Here is a 16,612-nt window from a genome sequence, read left to right on the forward strand (position 1 = left end):
ATGCCGCCACTCAAGCCCGCTTGCGGGCTTGAGCAACTTGGATTCATGGGCGAGCTTTATGGACTTCTTAGAAATCCATGCCGCCACTCAAGCCCGCTTGCGGGCTTGAGCAACTTGGATTCATGGGCGAGCTTTATGGACTTCTTAGAAATCCATGCCGCCCATGCCGCCCATGCCGCCGCCGCCCATGCCGCCAGGCATGCCGCCGCCAGCCGACTCCTTCTTCGGAGCCTCCGCGATCATGGCTTCGGTGGTGACCAGCAGGCCGGCGACCGAGGCCGCGTCCTGGAGAGCGGTACGAACGACCTTGACCGGATCGACGATACCCATGGCGATCATGTCGCCATAGTCGCCGGTCTGGGCGTTGTAGCCGAAGGTCGCGCCCTTGTTCTCAAGGATCTTGCCGGCAACGATCGATGCTTCCGCACCTGCGTTGGCCGCGATCTGGCGGGCCGGAGCCTGCAGCGCACGACGAACGATGTTGATGCCAGCGGCCTGGTCGGCATTGACGCCGGTGGCCTTGATGTTGGCCGAAGCGCGCAGCAGGGCTACGCCACCACCAGCAACGATGCCTTCTTCGACGGCCGCGCGGGTTGCGTTGAGGGCGTCATCGACGCGGTCCTTCTTTTCCTTGACTTCGACTTCCGTCGCACCGCCGACGCGGATCACCGCAACGCCGCCCGCGAGCTTCGCGAGACGTTCCTGCAGCTTCTCCTTGTCGTAGTCCGAAGTGGTCTCTTCGATCTGCTGCTTGATCTGGGCAACGCGGCCCTGGATCTCGGCCTTCTTGCCGGCGCCGTCGACGATGGTGGTGTTCTCCTTGGAGATCGACACCTTCTTGGCGCGGCCGAGCATGTTGAGGCCGACGTTCTCGAGCTTGATGCCGAGGTCTTCCGAGATGACCTGGCCACCGGTGAGGATGGCGATGTCTTCCAGCATGGCCTTGCGGCGATCACCGAAGCCCGGCGCCTTGACGGCGGCGATCTTCAGGCCGCCACGCAGCTTGTTGACGACCAGCGTGGCCAGGGCCTCGCCTTCGACGTCTTCCGAGATGATGAGCAGCGGCTTCGAGGTCTGCACGACGGCTTCGAGAACCGGCAGCATGGCCTGGAGGTTGGAGAGCTTCTTCTCGTGCAGGAGGATGTAGACGTCCTCGAGCTCGGCAACCATCTTGTCGGCGTTGGTGACGAAGTAGGGCGAGAGGTAGCCGCGATCGAACTGCATGCCTTCGACGACTTCGAGTTCGGTCTCGGCGGTCTTGGCTTCCTCAACCGTGATGACGCCTTCGTTGCCGACCTTCTGCATCGCTTCCGCGATCATCTTGCCGACCGACTCGTCGCCATTGGCCGAGATCGTGCCGACCTGGGCAACTTCCTCGGAGGTCTTGATCTTCTTGGCAGCCTTGCCGAGCGCCGCGACGACTTCGGTCACGGCCAGGTCGATGCCGCGCTTCAGGTCCATCGGGTTCATGCCGGCGGCAACGGCCTTGTGGCCTTCCTGGACGATCGACTGCGCCAGAACGGTCGCGGTCGTGGTGCCGTCGCCGGCGATGTCGTTGGTCTTCGAAGCAACTTCGCGGACCATCTGCGCGCCCATGTTCTCGAACTTGTCTTCAAGCTCGATTTCCTTGGCGACGGTGACGCCGTCCTTGGTGATGCGCGGCGCGCCGAACGACTTGTCGATGACGACGTTGCGGCCCTTGGGGCCGAGCGTGACCTTCACCGCGTCGGCGAGGATGTTGACGCCGCGCAGCATGCGCTCGCGGGCATCACGGGAAAATTTTACGTCTTTGGCAGCCATTTTTAGCTCCTGGCAGGGGCTTTGATTGAGCCCGGGAATTCAGTTGATGAAAAGGCCTGATATCAGCCGATGATGCCCATGATGTCGGATTCCTTCATGATCAGAAGGTCTTCGCCATTGAGCTTGACTTCGGTGCCCGACCACTTGCCGAACAGGATGCGGTCGCCAGTCTTGACGTCCAGCGGGACCAGCTTGCCAGCTTCGTCACGAGCGCCGGAGCCGACAGCGATGATCTCGCCTTCCTGCGGCTTTTCCTTTGCCGTGTCGGGGATGATGATCCCGCCAGCGGTCTTGGATTCGGATTCGACCCGGCGAACGACCACGCGGTCATGAAGCGGGCGGAACTTCGACTTTGCCATTTTTTCTTCCTCGATGAGAACGGTGAGAACAGTTCCTCCGTCCGGCGGCGCCGGACATATGAGTTAGCACTCACCAATGGCGAGTGCTAACGTGGCGCTGAAATAGGCCGCCGCCCTGCCAGAGTCAAGGCGGTCGGAGCGCCTCTTGGCACCTCGATGACGAACTTATCGGGGCTTGGCCGAACCGAACACCAGCAGCGGGCAACGCTCCGCCAGGGGATAGCTGCCGCTCGGCACGACGCGCACGTCGTCGAACCAGTTGCTCGCTTCCTCGATCAGCATTGCCAGCGTCGCGAAGCTGTAGCTTATGTCCGAGCCCGCATAGACGTCTATCGTGTTGATCGACACCATGGTCCAACCCGTCCTCGCGGCAAGAGCTTCGCGGTTGGGGAACAGGCTGTCGAAGGTGTCGCGGATCGTTCGCACCTTGATTGCGAAATCGCGGTCGTCGGTCGTGCACGCCATCGCGATCCGCCATTTGAGCGCGTGGAAATTCTCGACCCCGCCGGCCAGAACCAGAGCTTCGATGCCGCGCGGATCATCCGCCGTTTCCGGCCGAGCAAAAACGCGGATCGCCGCACGCCTGCCAGGCTTCAGCACCCTCGCGATTTCGCCAAACAGCGAACCGCGCGCGGCTTTGGAATCGACCGCCGACAGGCATCCGTCGCCGATGACGGCGTCGAAACTTGCCCGATCCACTGGCAGGTCAAGCCAGTTGCCGGCTATCGCCTTTCGCGATCCGTCGTCGCCGGCCCATACGCCGGAAATCATGGTGGCCGATTGATCGACCGCCAACATCGATCTGCCCAGGATTGCCAGTTCCGGCGTCACTCCAAGGAGCAGGACGTCGGCATTTTTCAGATCGAGTTCGCGATCGAATATGCCGATGGTTTCCGCTGTTGGCCGGAGCGGCGCATCCAGAAGTTTCCAATGGCGGTGATAATTGTCCCAGTGATTTGTCATGCAATTTATTGGGCCATGGACGTCTAGATTTAGATACCCATCGGGGCTTAATAGAGGTTGTTGTATAAGCCAAGAGGTCGATGATTGGCGCGTATTCTCGTGGTCACCCATGAGCATGACCGATTCCTGGGCAGGCGCGACATCCTGCTGCGCAGGAGCAGCCCATACATGCTTTTCGACATTCTCGCCGAATTGAAAAGGCGCGGCCATTCGGTTCGGGTTCAGCAAGGTCTGTCGACGCCATTCAGCGCCGATATAGCGGTGTTGCATGTCGACGCCACGGTGACGCCCACGGACTATGTCGACTATGCATCAAGTTTTGCATTCTGCCTCAATATCGGGGCGGTCGACATATCCAAGCGTCGGATCAGCGGTGCATTGGTCGACAGAGCTGACAGCTGGCAAGGTCAGGTGATCGTCAAAAGCAATCTCAACAATCAGGGTATTCCGGAGACGTTCCTCAATCGGCAATCGCAACGCGCGGGCAAGCCTCAGCTATTTCCGGACATGCCTGTTCAGGAACCTTACGCGATCCATGAGTCGATCGGCGATATTCCACAAAGTATCTTTGACCGCGCCGATCTGGTCGTGGAAAAGTTCATTCCGGAAAGAGAGCGCGATGGCTTCGCGGCGCGCTTCTGGGTGTTCTGCGGAGACCGCGAGCGCTGCACGCGTTATGTATCGCCCAAGCCGTTGATCAAGGCATCCGAAACGATCCGACGTGAGCCTGTTCCGGTCCCCGATGAACTGCGTTCGCTGCGGCGCGCGCTCGGCTTCGATTATGGAAAATTCGATTTTGTGGTGCATGACGGCAGGGCGGTGCTGCTGGATGCGAACAAGACCCCCGGCCGTCCCAGCAATTTGAGGAGGATGTTCGCGGCAGGCGCTTCCGATCTGGCCGATGGGTTTGAGAGCCTGATCCGCGGTGTGCGATAGATCAATGATGGGTGTTCTACAAAAACAACCGCAGCTGCGTGTGAATGATCGAACGATAATCTTCGATCGTGCGGCGGCTTTCCGCTTCGCCCTCGGCAAGCGCCAGGCGCACGACACCGCCGGCGAGCTGGAAGATCAGGATGACCATGCGTTCGAACTGCTCGCGCTTCCCGGGCTCGAGCAGGGTGATGACATGGTCGCAGAACATCCTGGCTTGATGTCGGGTTTCGGCGATGTCGAGATTCTTGAGCGCCTTGTCGGCCTGGATGGCGTTCTGCAGATCCTGGATGGCCGGATCGCCGGCGACGCGGCTGAGATAATCGTCAAGCAGCCGGTCGGCGGCCACGATCACGTCCTTCGCCTCGCGGACGTCGGCGATGATCGCCGTCAGCCGGGCACGGCTGACTTCTGAAAACCGCTCGTAGAGCATCGCCAGGATCGCCGATTTGTTGGGAAAGTAATGGTAGACGGTGGCGATCGGCCCGCCCGCCAGCATGCCGACTTCCTTCATGGTGACGGCGTCGATGCCCTTCTCGCCGATCAGCCGCATGGTCGTCGACAGGATCGCGTCGATGCGCTCGCGGCTGCGTTCCTGCTTGGGCCTGCGCCGGGGCTCGGTGGCTGTTCTGTTCACTTCCGTCATGCACCGATCTTTCGCACGGGTTTTTCAAAATCCGGTTGACAAGAAATATGATCAAGTATCAGTTTCTAGAAATGCTGACAGGTTGTCAGTTTTTTTGCCGCGCGGCAAGGACGTTGGGAGGCGCCTTTGGCTTCGACAAATACCGGGCACTCGGGCAATGGCGACTGGCTGGTCGGCAATCCGACCGGCGCACAGCTTGCCTCGGCACTGTGGATCGGTTCGGTCGGCCTGCTCATCCTCGGGCTGCAGCCCGTGTTGCTCGGCGCGCTCTACACCGAGGGCCATGTCAGCGGCGATGAACTGGCGCTGGTCGCGACCGCCGAGATGATCGCCATTGCCATCGGTTCTGCTGTCGTGGCGATGCTGCTTTCGGCCCACAACATGCGCCGGAAAAGTGCCGTCCTTTTGCTGTTGCTGGCGCTGGCCAATGTGTGGACGGCCTATGCCGCAACCGCCAACACGCTGATCGGGGCCCGCGCCCTGGCCGGTCTTGCCGAGGGCGGTCTGGTGGCGGTCGCCACGGAGTTGATCGCCCGTTCGCGGCGCGCCGAGCGCATCGGCGGCTATTTCGTCACCATGCAGACACTGGCGCAATGCGCGCTTGCCCTGTTGCTGGCGCTTTATGTCATCCCGGCAGCCGGATCGGCGGGCGGCTTCCTCGTTCTTGCCGTCGTCTGCATCGCGTCGCTGGCGGTCGCCTTCACCGTCCCCGGGGACTACGCCGATCTGCCCAAGGAAGAGAATCTGGCCAATGTGCTGACGATTCCTTCGCTCACCGCGCTGCTGTCGGTGTTCTGCTACTTCATGTTCTTCGGTGCGGTCTGGGCCTTTCTGGAACCGCTTGGCGCGCAATACGGCATCGATGGCCGCACCGTCGGCCTGATCGTCTCCGCCAGCCTCGCGGCGCAGGTCCTGGGTGCGATGACGGCAACCGTTTTCGAGGCGCGCATCGATTATCGCTTGGCCATCGCCGCGATCGGTGCCATCGCGCTTGTCAGCTCGCTGGTTCTCGCCAGCGGACCTGGCCCCGCCACATTCTGGATCGCCGCCCTGGTCATGGGCTTCATCCTCTTGTTCATCGTGCCCTATCAGATCCGGCTGGCGATCACCGCCGACGAGACGCGCACCGCCGTGCTGCTGGTGCCCGCGGCCCAGCTGTTCGGCCTGGCGATCGGACCGATCGCCGCGTCGCTGCTCATCGACGGCAAGGACTTCCGGCCGGTGCCGGAATTCGCCGCCGCCAGTGCTGTGGCCAGCGTGGTGCTGCTCGGTCTGTTTATCCTCGTGACGCGGCGCCGCCGCGCCGTTGCCTGAGCGGGGAGCGCCATGTCGAACAGATGGAGCAACTGGTCGGGCATTGTCACCGCCGAACCGCGGTTGATCGCCAGTCCCGCCGATGCCGGCGAACTGGGCGATCTGGTGCGCACAGCGCCGGGTCCGATCCGCGTCGTCGGCGCCGGTCATTCCTTCACCCCGCTGGTGAAATCCAAGGGCACCATCCTGTCCTTGGAGAAATTGGAAGGGCTGGTCTCGCACGACGCCGAGAAACATCAGGCGCGGGTGCGGGCAGGGACCCGGCTCGGGCCGCTCATGCACATGCTGCAAGGCATCGGCCAGGGCCTGCCCAATATGGGCGATATCGACCGCCAGGCCATCGGCGGCGCGCTGGGCACGGCCACCCATGGCTCGGGACCGACGCTCGGTGCCTATCACACGCAGCTGGAGACGGTGCGGATTGTCGACGGGTTGGGCAAGCTGCGCGACTTCAAGCGGGCAGGGGACCAGGAGATGATCCATGCCATTGGTGTCGCGCTCGGCGCCTTCGGCGTGATGACCGAAGTAACGTTGAACAACATTGCCACCTACCGGCTGCGCCGCCGCAAATGGGTGCTGCCGATCACTGAGATGCTGCGGGACTTCGAGACGATGATGGCCGCCCATCGCTCGGCCGAATTCTACTACATTCCGTTTTCCGGTTACGCGCAGTTCATCGCCAGCGATCTCAGCGACGCGGCACCGACCCCGCGACCGCCGGAAGCGGATGAGGCCGGGTTGAGGACGCTGCGCCGGCTGCGCACCGCGCTCGCCTGGCTGCCGTCGCTGCGCGGCCGCCTCATCCGCTCGGCGGTCGCCAAATTTCCGGCCGAGGACTACGTGCAGGACTGGCTCAACGTCTATGCCAGCGACCGGCAGACCAAGTTCAACGAGATGGAATACCATTTGCCGTTCGAGGAGGGGCCGAAGGCGCTGGCCGAAATCATCGAGCTGACGGAGAAGCGCTTTCCCGAGGTCTATTTCCCGATGGAGGTGCGCAGCGTTGCGCCCGACGAATTCTGGCTGTCGCCATTCTATAGGAGGCCGACCTGCTCGATCGCCATCCACCATGACGCAGCGAACGATCCGCTGCCGTTCATGCGGGCGGCCGAGCCGATCTTCCGCAAATACGGTGGCAGGCCGCATTGGGGCAAGATGCACAGCCTGAAGGCGGCGGAGCTGAAAAAGCTCTACCCGCGCTGGGACGACGCCATGGCGGTGCGGCGCGACATCGATCCGCAAAACCGCTTCGTCTCGCCCTACATGGCCGGCCTGTTCGGCATCGAACCCGGTCCTTTTGGCAACGAACGATGAGCGCCTATTTTTCCGCCCTGTCGGACGCACTAAAGACTGCTGGCATTTTGCAGCCCTGTCTGGTGCTGGATATCGACCGGCTGGATCGCAACATCGCCCTGGTAAAGGGGAGGCTGGATCCCGGCCTTGCCGTGCGGCTGGTCGACAAGTCGCTCGCCTGCCTACCGCTGCTTTCGCACATTGGCAAGGCGCTCGGCACCAATCACGTCATGTCCTTCCATCCGCCGATCAGCGAGGCGGTGCTGAAGGCGTTTCCAGATGCCGATCTGCTGTACGGCAAGCCGATGCCGGTCGGCGCGGCAAGGGCGGCGCTGGTGAAAGCCGACGCCGACTGGTCGCGTGTCTGCTGGCTGATCGATACGCAGGAGCGGCTGGCGGAATATGGCGCACTCGCGACCGAGTTGGGCATCGAGCTGGGCATCGCTTTCGAGATCGACGTCGGACTGCATCGCGGCGGTTTTGCGAGCCCGGAGTCCTTGTCGAAGGCGTTGAGCGCGCTGCCGTCCCGGCTGCGTTGCGAAGGCGTCATGGCCTACGAGGCGCATGCGCCGCACATTCCCGGCCTGTTCGGCGGGCCGGTGAAAGCGTTGGCAAAGGCGTCGGCGCAGGCCACGGCGTTCGTCGCTTGCCTCGGCGCCGACCAGCGCCGCATCTTGAACATCGGCGGCAGCAAGACCGCACTGCTCCACCATGGCGGCGTGGCCAACGAAGTGTCGATGGGCTCGGCCTTCGTGCTGCCCAGCGATTTCGATACGCCCGGCCTCGAAGGCTTCCTGCCGGCTGCCTTTATCGCGACGCCGATGCTGAAAGTGGTCGAGCCGATGCTGCCCGGCCCGCCTGCCGTGACCCGCCTGCTGCAGGCACTCGGCCGGTTTCCACGCAAGGGGTGCTACCTCTATGGCGGCAAGTGGATGGCCGAGCCCGTGTTCCCCGAAGGCATGAAGACGAACGCCCTGCTCGGCCTGTCCTCCAACCAGCAATTCATGGGCTTGCCGGCCGATGCGACCGCAAGGCCAGGCGACCATGCCTTTCTGCGCCCGACGCAGAGCGAGGCCGTGCTGCAGCAATTCGGATCGATCGCGGTGTTTTCCGGTGGTAGGATCGCCGATCGCTGGCCGGAGCTGCCGATGGGGTGATCGCCTACGCTTTCACGGAGGTCCAGATCTCCAAACCGCCATTGCCGCCGCGCGGGTCGAATTCGGGGCCGTAGCGTTCGAATTCCGGCGCTGTGCTTTTGATGGCCAGCGATCTCCTGGCACGAACGCTGCCGCCGCCGCGGGAACTGCCGATCGGCATCAGCTCGGTCGGTGCGTTCCTCGTCGTCACCATGCTCATCCGCAACCTGCTCTGAGCGCGGTCGGAAACGGCTTACTCAGACCGTCCAGAAATAGCGCACGATGTGAAAGAACACCGGGGCGGCGAAGACCAGGCTGTCGGTGCGGTCCATCATGCCGCCATGGCCCTCGATCAGATGGCCCCAGTCCTTGACGCCCTGGTCGCGCTTGATGGCCGAGGCGACCAGCCCGCCTAGAAATCCCATCGAGCAGGCGACGAAGGCCACGGCCGCCGCCTGCAGCGGCGAGAAGGGCGTCACGAACGACAACAGCGCGCCGAGCAGGCTCGCCGACACCAGTCCGCCGATCAGGCCTTCCCAGGTTTTCGACGGCGAGACATTCGGCGAAAAACGGTGTTTTCCAAACAGCTTGCCGAAGATGTATTGCAGCACGTCGCTGCCTTGCACGACGATGATCAGGAAGGCGATCAGCAGCAGGGTGCGGCCTTCGAAGCGCGGCACGTCGAGTGTCAGCAGCGCTGGAACATGGCTGACGCAATAGACCGAAATCATCACCGCCCATTGCTGCGCGGCGATCCGCTCGAGGAAGCGTTCGGTGTCGCCATGCAGCGCCGTGATGGCCGGCATCAACAGGAAGCAATAGACCGGAATGAAGATGACGAAGAGCCCGTACCAGGCGGTCCACACCAGCCAGTATTGAAACGGTATGATGATGCCGAACATGCCAAGCAGCACCCAGTGGTCGCTGCGGCGGGTGTGCGTCAGCGTCACGAATTCGCGTAGCGCGGCGAAGGAAATCAGCGCGAACAGGATGGTCATGCCGTAGCGGCCGAAGAAGAAGGCGACCGTCATCATCGCCACCATCACCCACCAGGCATTGATGCGCTGGGTGAGATTGACCAGGGTCGAGCTTAGCGGCTTCGGCGCCCGCGCCGAAAGTATGGCGGCGACGATGCTGGCGGTGGTCAAAACCGCCAGCAGGCCGATGATCAGGATGGAGATCTCGTGGCGCATCAATCGTCTCGCTCGGGACGCGGGTTGAGCGCCAGAAGCGTGGCGTGGGCACGCTCGAGAAAGGCGCGGCGCTCTTCGCCAGGCGTCACGGCGACCGGTGCGCCGAAGACGACGCGGCACAGCAGCGGCACCGGCAGGAACTGTCCCTTGGGCAGCACGCGCGACATGTTCTCGATCCAGCACGGGATCAGCTCGACCTGCGGCCGCGCCATCGACAGATTGTAGAGCCCGGAGCGGAAGGCCAGCAGCGGCTCCTCGGTCATGTTGCGGGTGCCCTCGGGAAAAAGGATCAGCGAGTGGCCCTGGTCGAGAACCGACAGCATGATCTCGATCGGATTTTCCTCAGGCTTGGTCCATTGCCGGTTGATCAGCACCGACGACAGCATGTCCTCGGCAATGAAGCGGCGCAGCCGCGACTTTCCCCAGTATTCGCCGGCAGCGACCGCGTGGGTGATCGCGCGCTCCTTTTCGCTGAGGCAGGCCGACAGCAGGATGAAGTCGCCATGGCTGGTGTGATTGGCGAAATAGATGCGCTGCCGGTCGGACGGCAGGCTGCCGCTCCATATCGGACGCACGCCGGTCACCATCCAGGCCAGCGCCGAGAGGCCGACGGAGGTTACCGTCTGCAGCAAGGTGAAGGTTTTCAGCGAAAGCTTGTTCATCGCGGCGCCCAAAACCCCGCCGCCAGAAGTGCTACGGCAAACAGGGCGAGGGCCGCACGCTGCTTGAACAGCAAGCGGCTTGTGCCAGCCATGCGGTCATCGAGCGTGCGTGTCGTGGACGCGGCGGGTTTCAGGCGCATGCGCGCCAGCATGTCATCCACCGCGGCGCCGCCGGAAACCTCGTCGTCGTGGCTCGCCATCAGCCGGAAGAGCAGCGCATCGAACGCCAGCAATGCCGACAGCGCCAGCACGGCGACAGCGCTCGCGGCGGTGATCGACAAGGCGACGGCCGCAGGCAAGGTCTCGAAGGCTCCGCGCGCCGACGCGGCCAGGGGCCCAAGGATATTTGCGGCGATCACGAGCGCAGCCGGCCATGCGGCCTGCTGCATCAGCATGCGGGCGAAGCGGTCGGCGCCTTCCTGGTAAGCATTGCTGGTCATGACGCCGCCTGCTCCGTGGTCTCGGCAAGATGAACCGGCCGGCCGGCTGCCATCAGCATCTCGCGGGCAAGCGTCGGCGTCTTGGCCCTGCAGGTCGCAACCAGCCATTCGGCGACGACGCCGGCGCTCCTCTGGAAGCCGAGCGCACAGCACACCAGCACGGTGCCATCGCGGCGCGCACTCTCCAGTGCGCTGGCGGCCTGTTGCTGTATCGACGCCGGCGGCGGCAACAGGTCGATCATCGGAAAGCTGATCCAGCGGCAATCGGCTCCTGCCGGCTTTTCAAATTCGGCGGCGAGGTCGATGATCGTGCCGAAGCTGTTGGCCTCGCTTGCCGTGGGAAAGCGCCCGAGAAAAACGCCATCGGCAACCGCCACCCGGGGAGCAAGATTACGCGTCCAGGCCCACATGTTTGCCCTGGCGCCGAGCCGGTAGGGCAAGAGCAGAATACGGCTTGCAAGCGTGATGCTGCCATCGGCGGATTTCTGGAACACCTTCGAGCCGGACCCGGCATAGGCGAAGGCGACGATGGCCAGCGCCAGCGCCGGCCAAAGCAGGAAGAGCGCGACGGCACAGAAGAAGGCGCCGAGCGCGGCAGCGGCCAGGGCAAGGACAGCACCGAGCGCATAGAACCGCGCCAGCCGCCGCGCCTTCGCATCGCTGGTCAGCCGGACGCCTGAAAACGGCAACGCGCCGCTGCGGGGAAACAGCCACAGCGCGAAAAACCCGAGCAGCGCGCCGGTCGGGATGTCGATGAAATGATGCTGCCAGGTCGTCAGCACCGAAGCACCGATGAGGAAGCACCAGCCATGCCAGACCGGCAGGAGAAAGCCGCCGAGCCGGTTGCGCCAATGATCCCAGATGATCACCAACAGGGCGATGTGCAGCGAGGGCGCCTGGTTGAACGGCTTGTCGAAACCGCCGAGCACGGCAAACAGGAAGCCCGGCAGCCCGGTCGTTGCCGGCCGCACGAACGTCGCGGTCAGTGGGAACAGGATGAAGCAGGCAACGGCGACGATCTGCGCCGTGAGATAGCGCCCGGCCAGGCGGTCGACCCCTTGCCTGTTGTCGTTGAGCAGCAGCGACAGGCCGTAGAACAGGTTGATCGACCAATAGGGCACGATGGTCCAGGCGAGGAACGGGATGCTGTGTTCCCAGGAGAATACGATGCTGCCGACATCGTCGCGCCGCGACGCCAGCCAGTTGGCGAAGCCGTAGCTGAGGTAGAAGAACGGCGCCAGGAAGGCCAGCCAAAGGGCCGCCCTGACGACCACCCGTCCATAGGGCTCGTCGCGCGCGGTGGATGCAAGCGATGACACCATGCTGCTCAGCGGCGCCGCGCGACCGAGACGGTGAAGATGCCCCATTGGTCGATGCGCTGGTCGAGCTTGTCGAAGCCGGCGGCTTCGACAAGCTGGTCCATCTCGCCTTGCGTGCGCCGGCGCATCACCCAGGCCTCGCCGCCGCGATGCGAGGTCAGGCTGCGGGCGATCATCTCGAGCTGCGGATGCCAGGGCTGGTTGGTGTAGAGCAAAAGACCCCCCGGCTGCATGGCGCTGGCCAATCCGCCGAGCGAGCGGGCGATCATCGCATTGTCGGAGAACAGCTCGTAGAGGCCGGAGACGATGGCGAGGCCGGGCGCCGGATCGATCGAGCCGAGCATATCGGCATCGAAGGCGTCGGCGCGTTGGAACGAGACATCAGCCGGCAATTGCCGTTCGGCGATCAACTTGCGGCCAAGCTGCACGTTGAGGTCGGAATAATCCTGCAGGCGCACGCTCGCCGGCTGGTCGGGGCTCTTGACGATGGCATCGAGAACATAGCGGCCGTGGCCGGCGGCGATGTCGAGAATGTGCGCCGGGCGGCCTGCGGCCTTGAGCGTCATCAGGCACGAGCCGATCAGTTCCTCGAGATGCAGCTTGCGCTGGCGGATGCCGCGCCAGCCTATGGCCTCCAGGAAGATGCGGTCGATGACACGGCCAAGGGGTGTGAGACCCCGCGCGTCGTTCTCATAGACATAGTCCAGCGTCGAGCCGGAATCGAAGCCGGTGGCGATGCCGGTTTTCATGCCCTGCGAGATCCAGGCGCCCATGCGGATGGAGGCACGGCTGAATGCCCAGTAGAGGCCTTTGGGCGACAACAGATCGAGCGGCGAGGCAAGCCTATCGGCCTCGTCGCGGGTGTAGCCGGCAATATCCGCCTGCTTCAGGTCGACCGGCGCATCCGATGCCGCGAACTGCCTGGCCAGGAATGGCCGGATCAGGTCGAGGGCCTGCGCCCGATCGCGCTCGCCCAGCGTGTCGTGGAAGAAGCCCGGCAACACATGGCGTTCCTTGGCGCGGCTGCCGAGATTGACGAAGAACTCATGCTGCGGACCGTGGCGCACCACCCAGTCGCTGCCCGAAAGCAGAAGCTGCGTCGGCACGGTGATGGCGCGGGCGTCAGCGACGATCCGCGCGGCATACTGGTACAGTTCGACCAGGATGTTGGAGGCGATCGGCCGTGTGATCAGCGGATCGCTCTCGAAGGAGGCGATGCGCACGAGATCATGGGTCAGGAATTTCGCCTTGACGTAGGAATTGACGAAGAAGCGGCCCTTGATCTTCTGCCAGAACGCAATGCCTTCCCTGGCGAAGGGCACGTAGAGTTTTACCGAGAAGGCCGGTGAGGCCAGCACCATGGCGCGCAGCTTCGGGGCATAATCATGCACCCAGGCTGCGGCGAGCACGGCGCCGAAGGATTGCGCGATCAGCGCGATATCCCGCGTGGCGAAGCCATCCCTGGCGGCGATCTCGCCCATGAAACAGTCGATGTCGCGCACCAGGGCCGAGAAGGAAGGGGCATAGCCGCGCTCGCCGGACGAGCGGCCATTGCCGCGGGCATCCCACGCATAGAAGGCGTGGTCCGGCATCCGCAATTCATCGACGAGGTGCGCCATGCGGCCGCCATGTTCGTGGCCGCGGTGGAAGAGCACCACCGCGCCCTCGGCATCCGCGGACGCCGCCGGCCAGAACCGGTAGAAGATCTCCGTCCCGTCATGGCTGCGGAAGACCCGCTCCTGCGCTTGCCGCTCAAGGCTTTGCGTGGGCGCGGCGGCGATCGGCTCGTGCATCATGGTCTTTCCCTCTGGCGGCATAGCGAGCCTCGATGCTCAGCTGGCGCTGCCAATAAGGCCGGCGCGTATCCGGTTTATGGCGGTCAGCAGCGAAAGCGTTGCCAGGGCCGGAAACACAAATGGCGCGATGGAGGCCGGCCAGAGCCCGGCGGCGCACAGCACGGCGACCACGCCGAGCGCCAGCGCCCTGTCGCTCTTGCCGAACGGCCCGGCATAGTTGCGTCCGACCTTGGCGGCGATGCCGAGCACGCCGGCGAACTCGGTCAGCGCCGCCGATATCGCGAAGGCGATGACGCCCCATGCGCCAAATTCCGGAAAGACGGCAAAAGGGAGAATCAGCGCGAAGTCCGAAACGACGTCGCAAAACTCGTTCAGATACATGCCGAGCGTCGAGGCCTGCCCGTGTTCCCGCGCCAGCATGCCATCCACGGCATTCAGCGCCATTCGCACGAACATCACCGCGGGAATCAACAGCAGCAGCCAGCGCCATTCATGCAGAACCGCGATGGCCGCTCCTGCCGCCATCGACATCAACGCCGCCAGGATGGTTATGCTGTTTGCAGTGACCCCGATTGCCGCCAGCCGATTGACCAGCGGCCGCAGCCTTCCCTGGAAAGCCGGCTTGAGAGCGTAAAGCGTCGGCATTTTCGTGATCCCCCGATCCTGACCAACGGCTGTACATCAATATGTCAGACACGACCAGCATGACGTGGCGGAGCGGCTATGCCGACTGGCATGGCGACCAGGCGCTCACCAATCGCTAACCATGACTGCATCGCATGGCTGTCATGCGCATTTGCCGGCTTCTTGTGCAACGCGGCATCTTGAATAGTAAGCACGCTTATTATATATCCCGCTCATGGTTTCCGATGGCATCGACAGATTGGGCTTCTTGATCCACGACGTGCAGCGCCTGATGCGCAAGCGCTTCGAGGCGAGGGCCAGTGGCTTGGGGCTTTCTTCGGCGCAATGGCGGCTTCTGGTCCGCGTTGCCAAGGAAGACGGCGTCGCGCAGGCGCGGCTGGCCGAACTTCTCGAAATCGAGCCGATCAGCGTTTCTCGCCTGGTCGATCGCATGGAGGAGGGCGGCTGGATCGAGCGTCGTCCCGACGCCACCGATCGCCGGGTGCGCATGATCTTCCTGACGCCCAAGGCGAGCGAAGCCTACGCCGTGATCAAGAGCATTGCCGGGGAAGTCTACGAGGAATCACTGGTCGGCGTGAAGCCGGAAGCCCGCCGTGTCCTCATCGAGGGGCTTGAAGCGATGGTCCGGAACCTGACCGACGACGAGACGCCGTCCATTGAAAAAGTAAAGACAGAAGGCGCAGCAGCATGAACGCGGTAGCCAAGATAGACGAGAAAGTGACCGAGCTGGAAATGGAAGCGCCGGAGAAGCCGGCCGCCGCCCCGGTGACGGTTGCTCCCCCGGTGCAGCCAGCCCTGACCCCTGTGAAGAAGAAGCGCCGGCTGGGTCGCTTTCTGCTGATGGTCGCACTGCCTGCCGCACTGGCTGCCGGCGGCGGCTATGTCTGGGTCACCGGCGGCCGCTACCAGGAGACGGAGAACGCCAATCTGCAGCAGGCCAAGGTCTCGATCGCTTCCGACACGGCCGGGCGTATCGTTCAGGTCGACATCGCCGACAACCAGCTGGTCAAGCAGGGTGATGTGCTGTTTGCCATCGACCCCGAGCCATACCGGATCGCGCTGGCCCAGGCCGACGCGGCGGTTGCGGGAGCGCGTCTCAATGTCGAGCAGTTGCGCGCGGCTTATGGCCAGTCCATGGCTCAGCAAAAATCCGACACCAGTCAGGTCGCCTTCGCCCAGTCGCAGTTCGACCGCGCCGCCGACCTTGCCCAGAAGGGCATCAACGCCAAGTCGTCACTGGACGAGGCCAAGAACGATCTCGACAAGGCCAAGCAGCAATTGGCCGTTGCCGAGCAAGGCATCATCAGCGCCAAGGCAGCGCTTGGCGGCAACCCCGACATCGAGACCGACAAGCACCCGACCGTGATGGCCGCGCTCGCCGCGCGCGACAAGGCGGCCTACGACCTGGCGCGGACCACGGTCAAGGCGCCGGCCGACGGCGTCGTCAGCCAGGCTTCCTCATTCAAGGTCGGCCAGTATGTCGGTTCCGGCACGCCGCTGTTCTCGCTGGTCGAGACCGGCGACACCTGGATCGCCGCCAATTTCAAGGAAACGCAGCTCACCCACATGAAGCCCGGGCAGAAGGCTGATATCGTGGTCGACACCTATCCGGGGCGCACCTTCGAAGCGACGGTCAAGGCGATCGGCGCCGGCACGGGAGCGGAATTCTCGCTCCTGCCGGCCCAGAATGCCACCGGCAACTGGGTCAAGGTCACGCAGCGCATTCCGGTGCGTCTCGAACTGACCGATGCCGGCGCCAAGATGGCGTTGCGCACCGGCATGAGCGCCACCGTTACCGTCGACACCGGCGTGGCGCGTGGCCTGCCGTCGATCTTCGGTCACGCCACGGCTGGCGAGACCGCGCAGTAAAGTCAGCGGAATCCCGCGGGGACCTGCGGGTGGAAGCGAGTAGCAGGATTGGTCTGATGGAGGAGTGGGAAGGATCAGCGTCTGGGCGAAGCCGCCGCGCGGCTTGACCGGAATCTGAAATCTTCGGCACGGACCCGTCGGTCCTCATGTTTCCGGGCGGCAGGCATCCGCTCATCAGAGACTTTCGGTCGATGTAACCCCCACATCGATAATCGCGTCCCACCGCGATGAAGGTCTCTCAACG

At 63.7% G+C, this 16,612-nt stretch carries 16 protein-coding genes and 1 pseudogene; 7 read left to right on the forward strand and 10 right to left on the reverse strand.

Features of this window, described 5'->3' with window-relative positions; all coding sequences use genetic code 11:
* Positions 1-144: 144 nt before the first annotated feature.
* The 3 genes from groL to NKH02_RS28250 all read right to left on the reverse strand — a co-directional run bounded on the left by groL (position 145) and on the right by NKH02_RS28250 (position 3,122).
* Positions 145-1,800, reverse strand: coding sequence for a chaperonin GroEL (groL, locus tag NKH02_RS28240; protein WP_352882975.1), 1,656 nt, complete (start codon positions 1,798-1,800; stop codon positions 145-147).
* 62 nt (positions 1,801-1,862) lie between these two features.
* Positions 1,863-2,159 carry a co-chaperone GroES gene (groES, locus tag NKH02_RS28245; RefSeq protein WP_031261112.1) on the reverse strand — a complete coding sequence of 99 codons (297 nt, stop codon included), beginning with the start codon at positions 2,157-2,159 and terminating at the stop codon, positions 1,863-1,865.
* A gap of 165 nt (positions 2,160-2,324) precedes the next feature.
* Positions 2,325-3,122: a class I SAM-dependent methyltransferase gene (locus tag NKH02_RS28250; protein WP_352882977.1), complete on the reverse strand. Its 798-nt coding sequence runs from the start codon at positions 3,120-3,122 to the stop codon at positions 2,325-2,327.
* Positions 3,123-3,206: 84 nt separating this feature from the next.
* On the opposite strand from NKH02_RS28250, the gene NKH02_RS28255 reads away from it, so the two are divergent.
* Positions 3,207-4,058: an ATP-grasp domain-containing protein gene (locus tag NKH02_RS28255; protein WP_352869405.1), complete on the forward strand. Its 852-nt coding sequence runs from the start codon at positions 3,207-3,209 to the stop codon at positions 4,056-4,058.
* A gap of 16 nt (positions 4,059-4,074) precedes the next feature.
* On the opposite strand, the gene NKH02_RS28260 is transcribed toward NKH02_RS28255, so the two are convergent.
* Positions 4,075-4,701: a TetR/AcrR family transcriptional regulator gene (locus tag NKH02_RS28260; RefSeq protein ID WP_352869407.1), complete on the reverse strand. Its 627-nt coding sequence runs from the start codon at positions 4,699-4,701 to the stop codon at positions 4,075-4,077.
* Positions 4,702-4,827: 126 nt separating this feature from the next.
* Between NKH02_RS28260 and NKH02_RS28265 the strand changes: the two genes are divergently transcribed.
* The 4 genes and pseudogenes from NKH02_RS28265 to NKH02_RS28285 all read left to right on the forward strand — a co-directional run.
* Entirely contained in the window at positions 4,828-6,015 is a 1,188-nt protein-coding gene (locus NKH02_RS28265) for an MFS transporter (protein WP_352869409.1), read from the forward strand.
* 12 nt (positions 6,016-6,027) lie between these two features.
* Positions 6,028-7,329 carry a D-arabinono-1,4-lactone oxidase gene (locus tag NKH02_RS28270; RefSeq protein WP_352882979.1) on the forward strand — a complete coding sequence of 434 codons (1,302 nt, stop codon included), beginning with the start codon at positions 6,028-6,030 and terminating at the stop codon, positions 7,327-7,329.
* Positions 7,326-8,465 carry a DSD1 family PLP-dependent enzyme gene (locus NKH02_RS28275; RefSeq protein WP_352882980.1) on the forward strand — a complete coding sequence of 380 codons (1,140 nt, stop codon included), beginning with the start codon at positions 7,326-7,328 and terminating at the stop codon, positions 8,463-8,465. The genes NKH02_RS28270 and NKH02_RS28275 overlap by 4 nt, the downstream gene beginning before the upstream one ends.
* An 86-nt stretch (positions 8,466-8,551) precedes the next feature.
* Positions 8,552-8,680: pseudogene (locus NKH02_RS28285) on the forward strand (iron ABC transporter permease); the annotation flags it as partial.
* Positions 8,681-8,701: 21 nt separating this feature from the next.
* Here NKH02_RS28285 and NKH02_RS28290 read toward each other — a convergent pair.
* From NKH02_RS28290 to NKH02_RS28315, 6 genes are read right to left on the reverse strand one after another with little or no spacing between them, the layout of a single operon-like run.
* Positions 8,702-9,637 carry a phosphatidate cytidylyltransferase gene (locus NKH02_RS28290; protein ID WP_352882982.1) on the reverse strand — a complete coding sequence of 312 codons (936 nt, stop codon included), beginning with the start codon at positions 9,635-9,637 and terminating at the stop codon, positions 8,702-8,704.
* Positions 9,637-10,299: a lysophospholipid acyltransferase family protein gene (locus NKH02_RS28295; protein ID WP_352882983.1), complete on the reverse strand. Its 663-nt coding sequence runs from the start codon at positions 10,297-10,299 to the stop codon at positions 9,637-9,639. Before NKH02_RS28295 ends, NKH02_RS28290 begins: the two co-directional genes overlap by 1 nt.
* Positions 10,296-10,739 (reverse strand): hypothetical protein, encoded by a 444-nt coding sequence (locus NKH02_RS28300; protein WP_352882984.1) that lies wholly within the window; start codon positions 10,737-10,739, stop codon positions 10,296-10,298. Before NKH02_RS28300 ends, NKH02_RS28295 begins: the two co-directional genes overlap by 4 nt.
* On the reverse strand, positions 10,736-12,061 hold the full coding sequence (locus NKH02_RS28305) for a phosphatase PAP2/dual specificity phosphatase family protein (protein ID WP_352882985.1): 1,326 nt from the start codon (positions 12,059-12,061) through the stop codon (positions 10,736-10,738). Before NKH02_RS28305 ends, NKH02_RS28300 begins: the two co-directional genes overlap by 4 nt.
* A gap of 5 nt (positions 12,062-12,066) precedes the next feature.
* Positions 12,067-13,851, reverse strand: coding sequence for a bifunctional alpha/beta hydrolase/class I SAM-dependent methyltransferase (locus tag NKH02_RS28310; RefSeq protein WP_502913867.1), 1,785 nt, complete (start codon positions 13,849-13,851; stop codon positions 12,067-12,069).
* A gap of 39 nt (positions 13,852-13,890) precedes the next feature.
* The gene (locus tag NKH02_RS28315) at positions 13,891-14,499 is read right to left on the reverse strand and encodes a CDP-alcohol phosphatidyltransferase family protein (RefSeq protein ID WP_352882987.1); all 609 of its coding nucleotides are present in this window, start codon (positions 14,497-14,499) and stop codon (positions 13,891-13,893) included.
* A 214-nt stretch (positions 14,500-14,713) separates the two neighbouring features.
* Between NKH02_RS28315 and NKH02_RS28320 the strand changes: the two genes are divergently transcribed.
* Together NKH02_RS28320 and NKH02_RS28325 are read left to right on the forward strand one after the other, a co-directional pair.
* On the forward strand, positions 14,714-15,190 hold the full coding sequence (locus tag NKH02_RS28320; RefSeq protein WP_352869425.1) for a MarR family winged helix-turn-helix transcriptional regulator: 477 nt from the start codon (positions 14,714-14,716) through the stop codon (positions 15,188-15,190).
* The gene (locus NKH02_RS28325; RefSeq protein WP_352882988.1) at positions 15,187-16,368 is read left to right on the forward strand and encodes an HlyD family secretion protein; all 1,182 of its coding nucleotides are present in this window, start codon (positions 15,187-15,189) and stop codon (positions 16,366-16,368) included. Before NKH02_RS28320 ends, NKH02_RS28325 begins: the two co-directional genes overlap by 4 nt.
* Positions 16,369-16,612: the final 244 nt, after the last annotated feature.

Origin of the sequence: Mesorhizobium sp. M1396 (genome assembly GCF_040317725.1) — a bacterium.
In the GTDB taxonomy this organism is placed as follows: Bacteria; Pseudomonadota; Alphaproteobacteria; order Rhizobiales; family Rhizobiaceae; genus Mesorhizobium.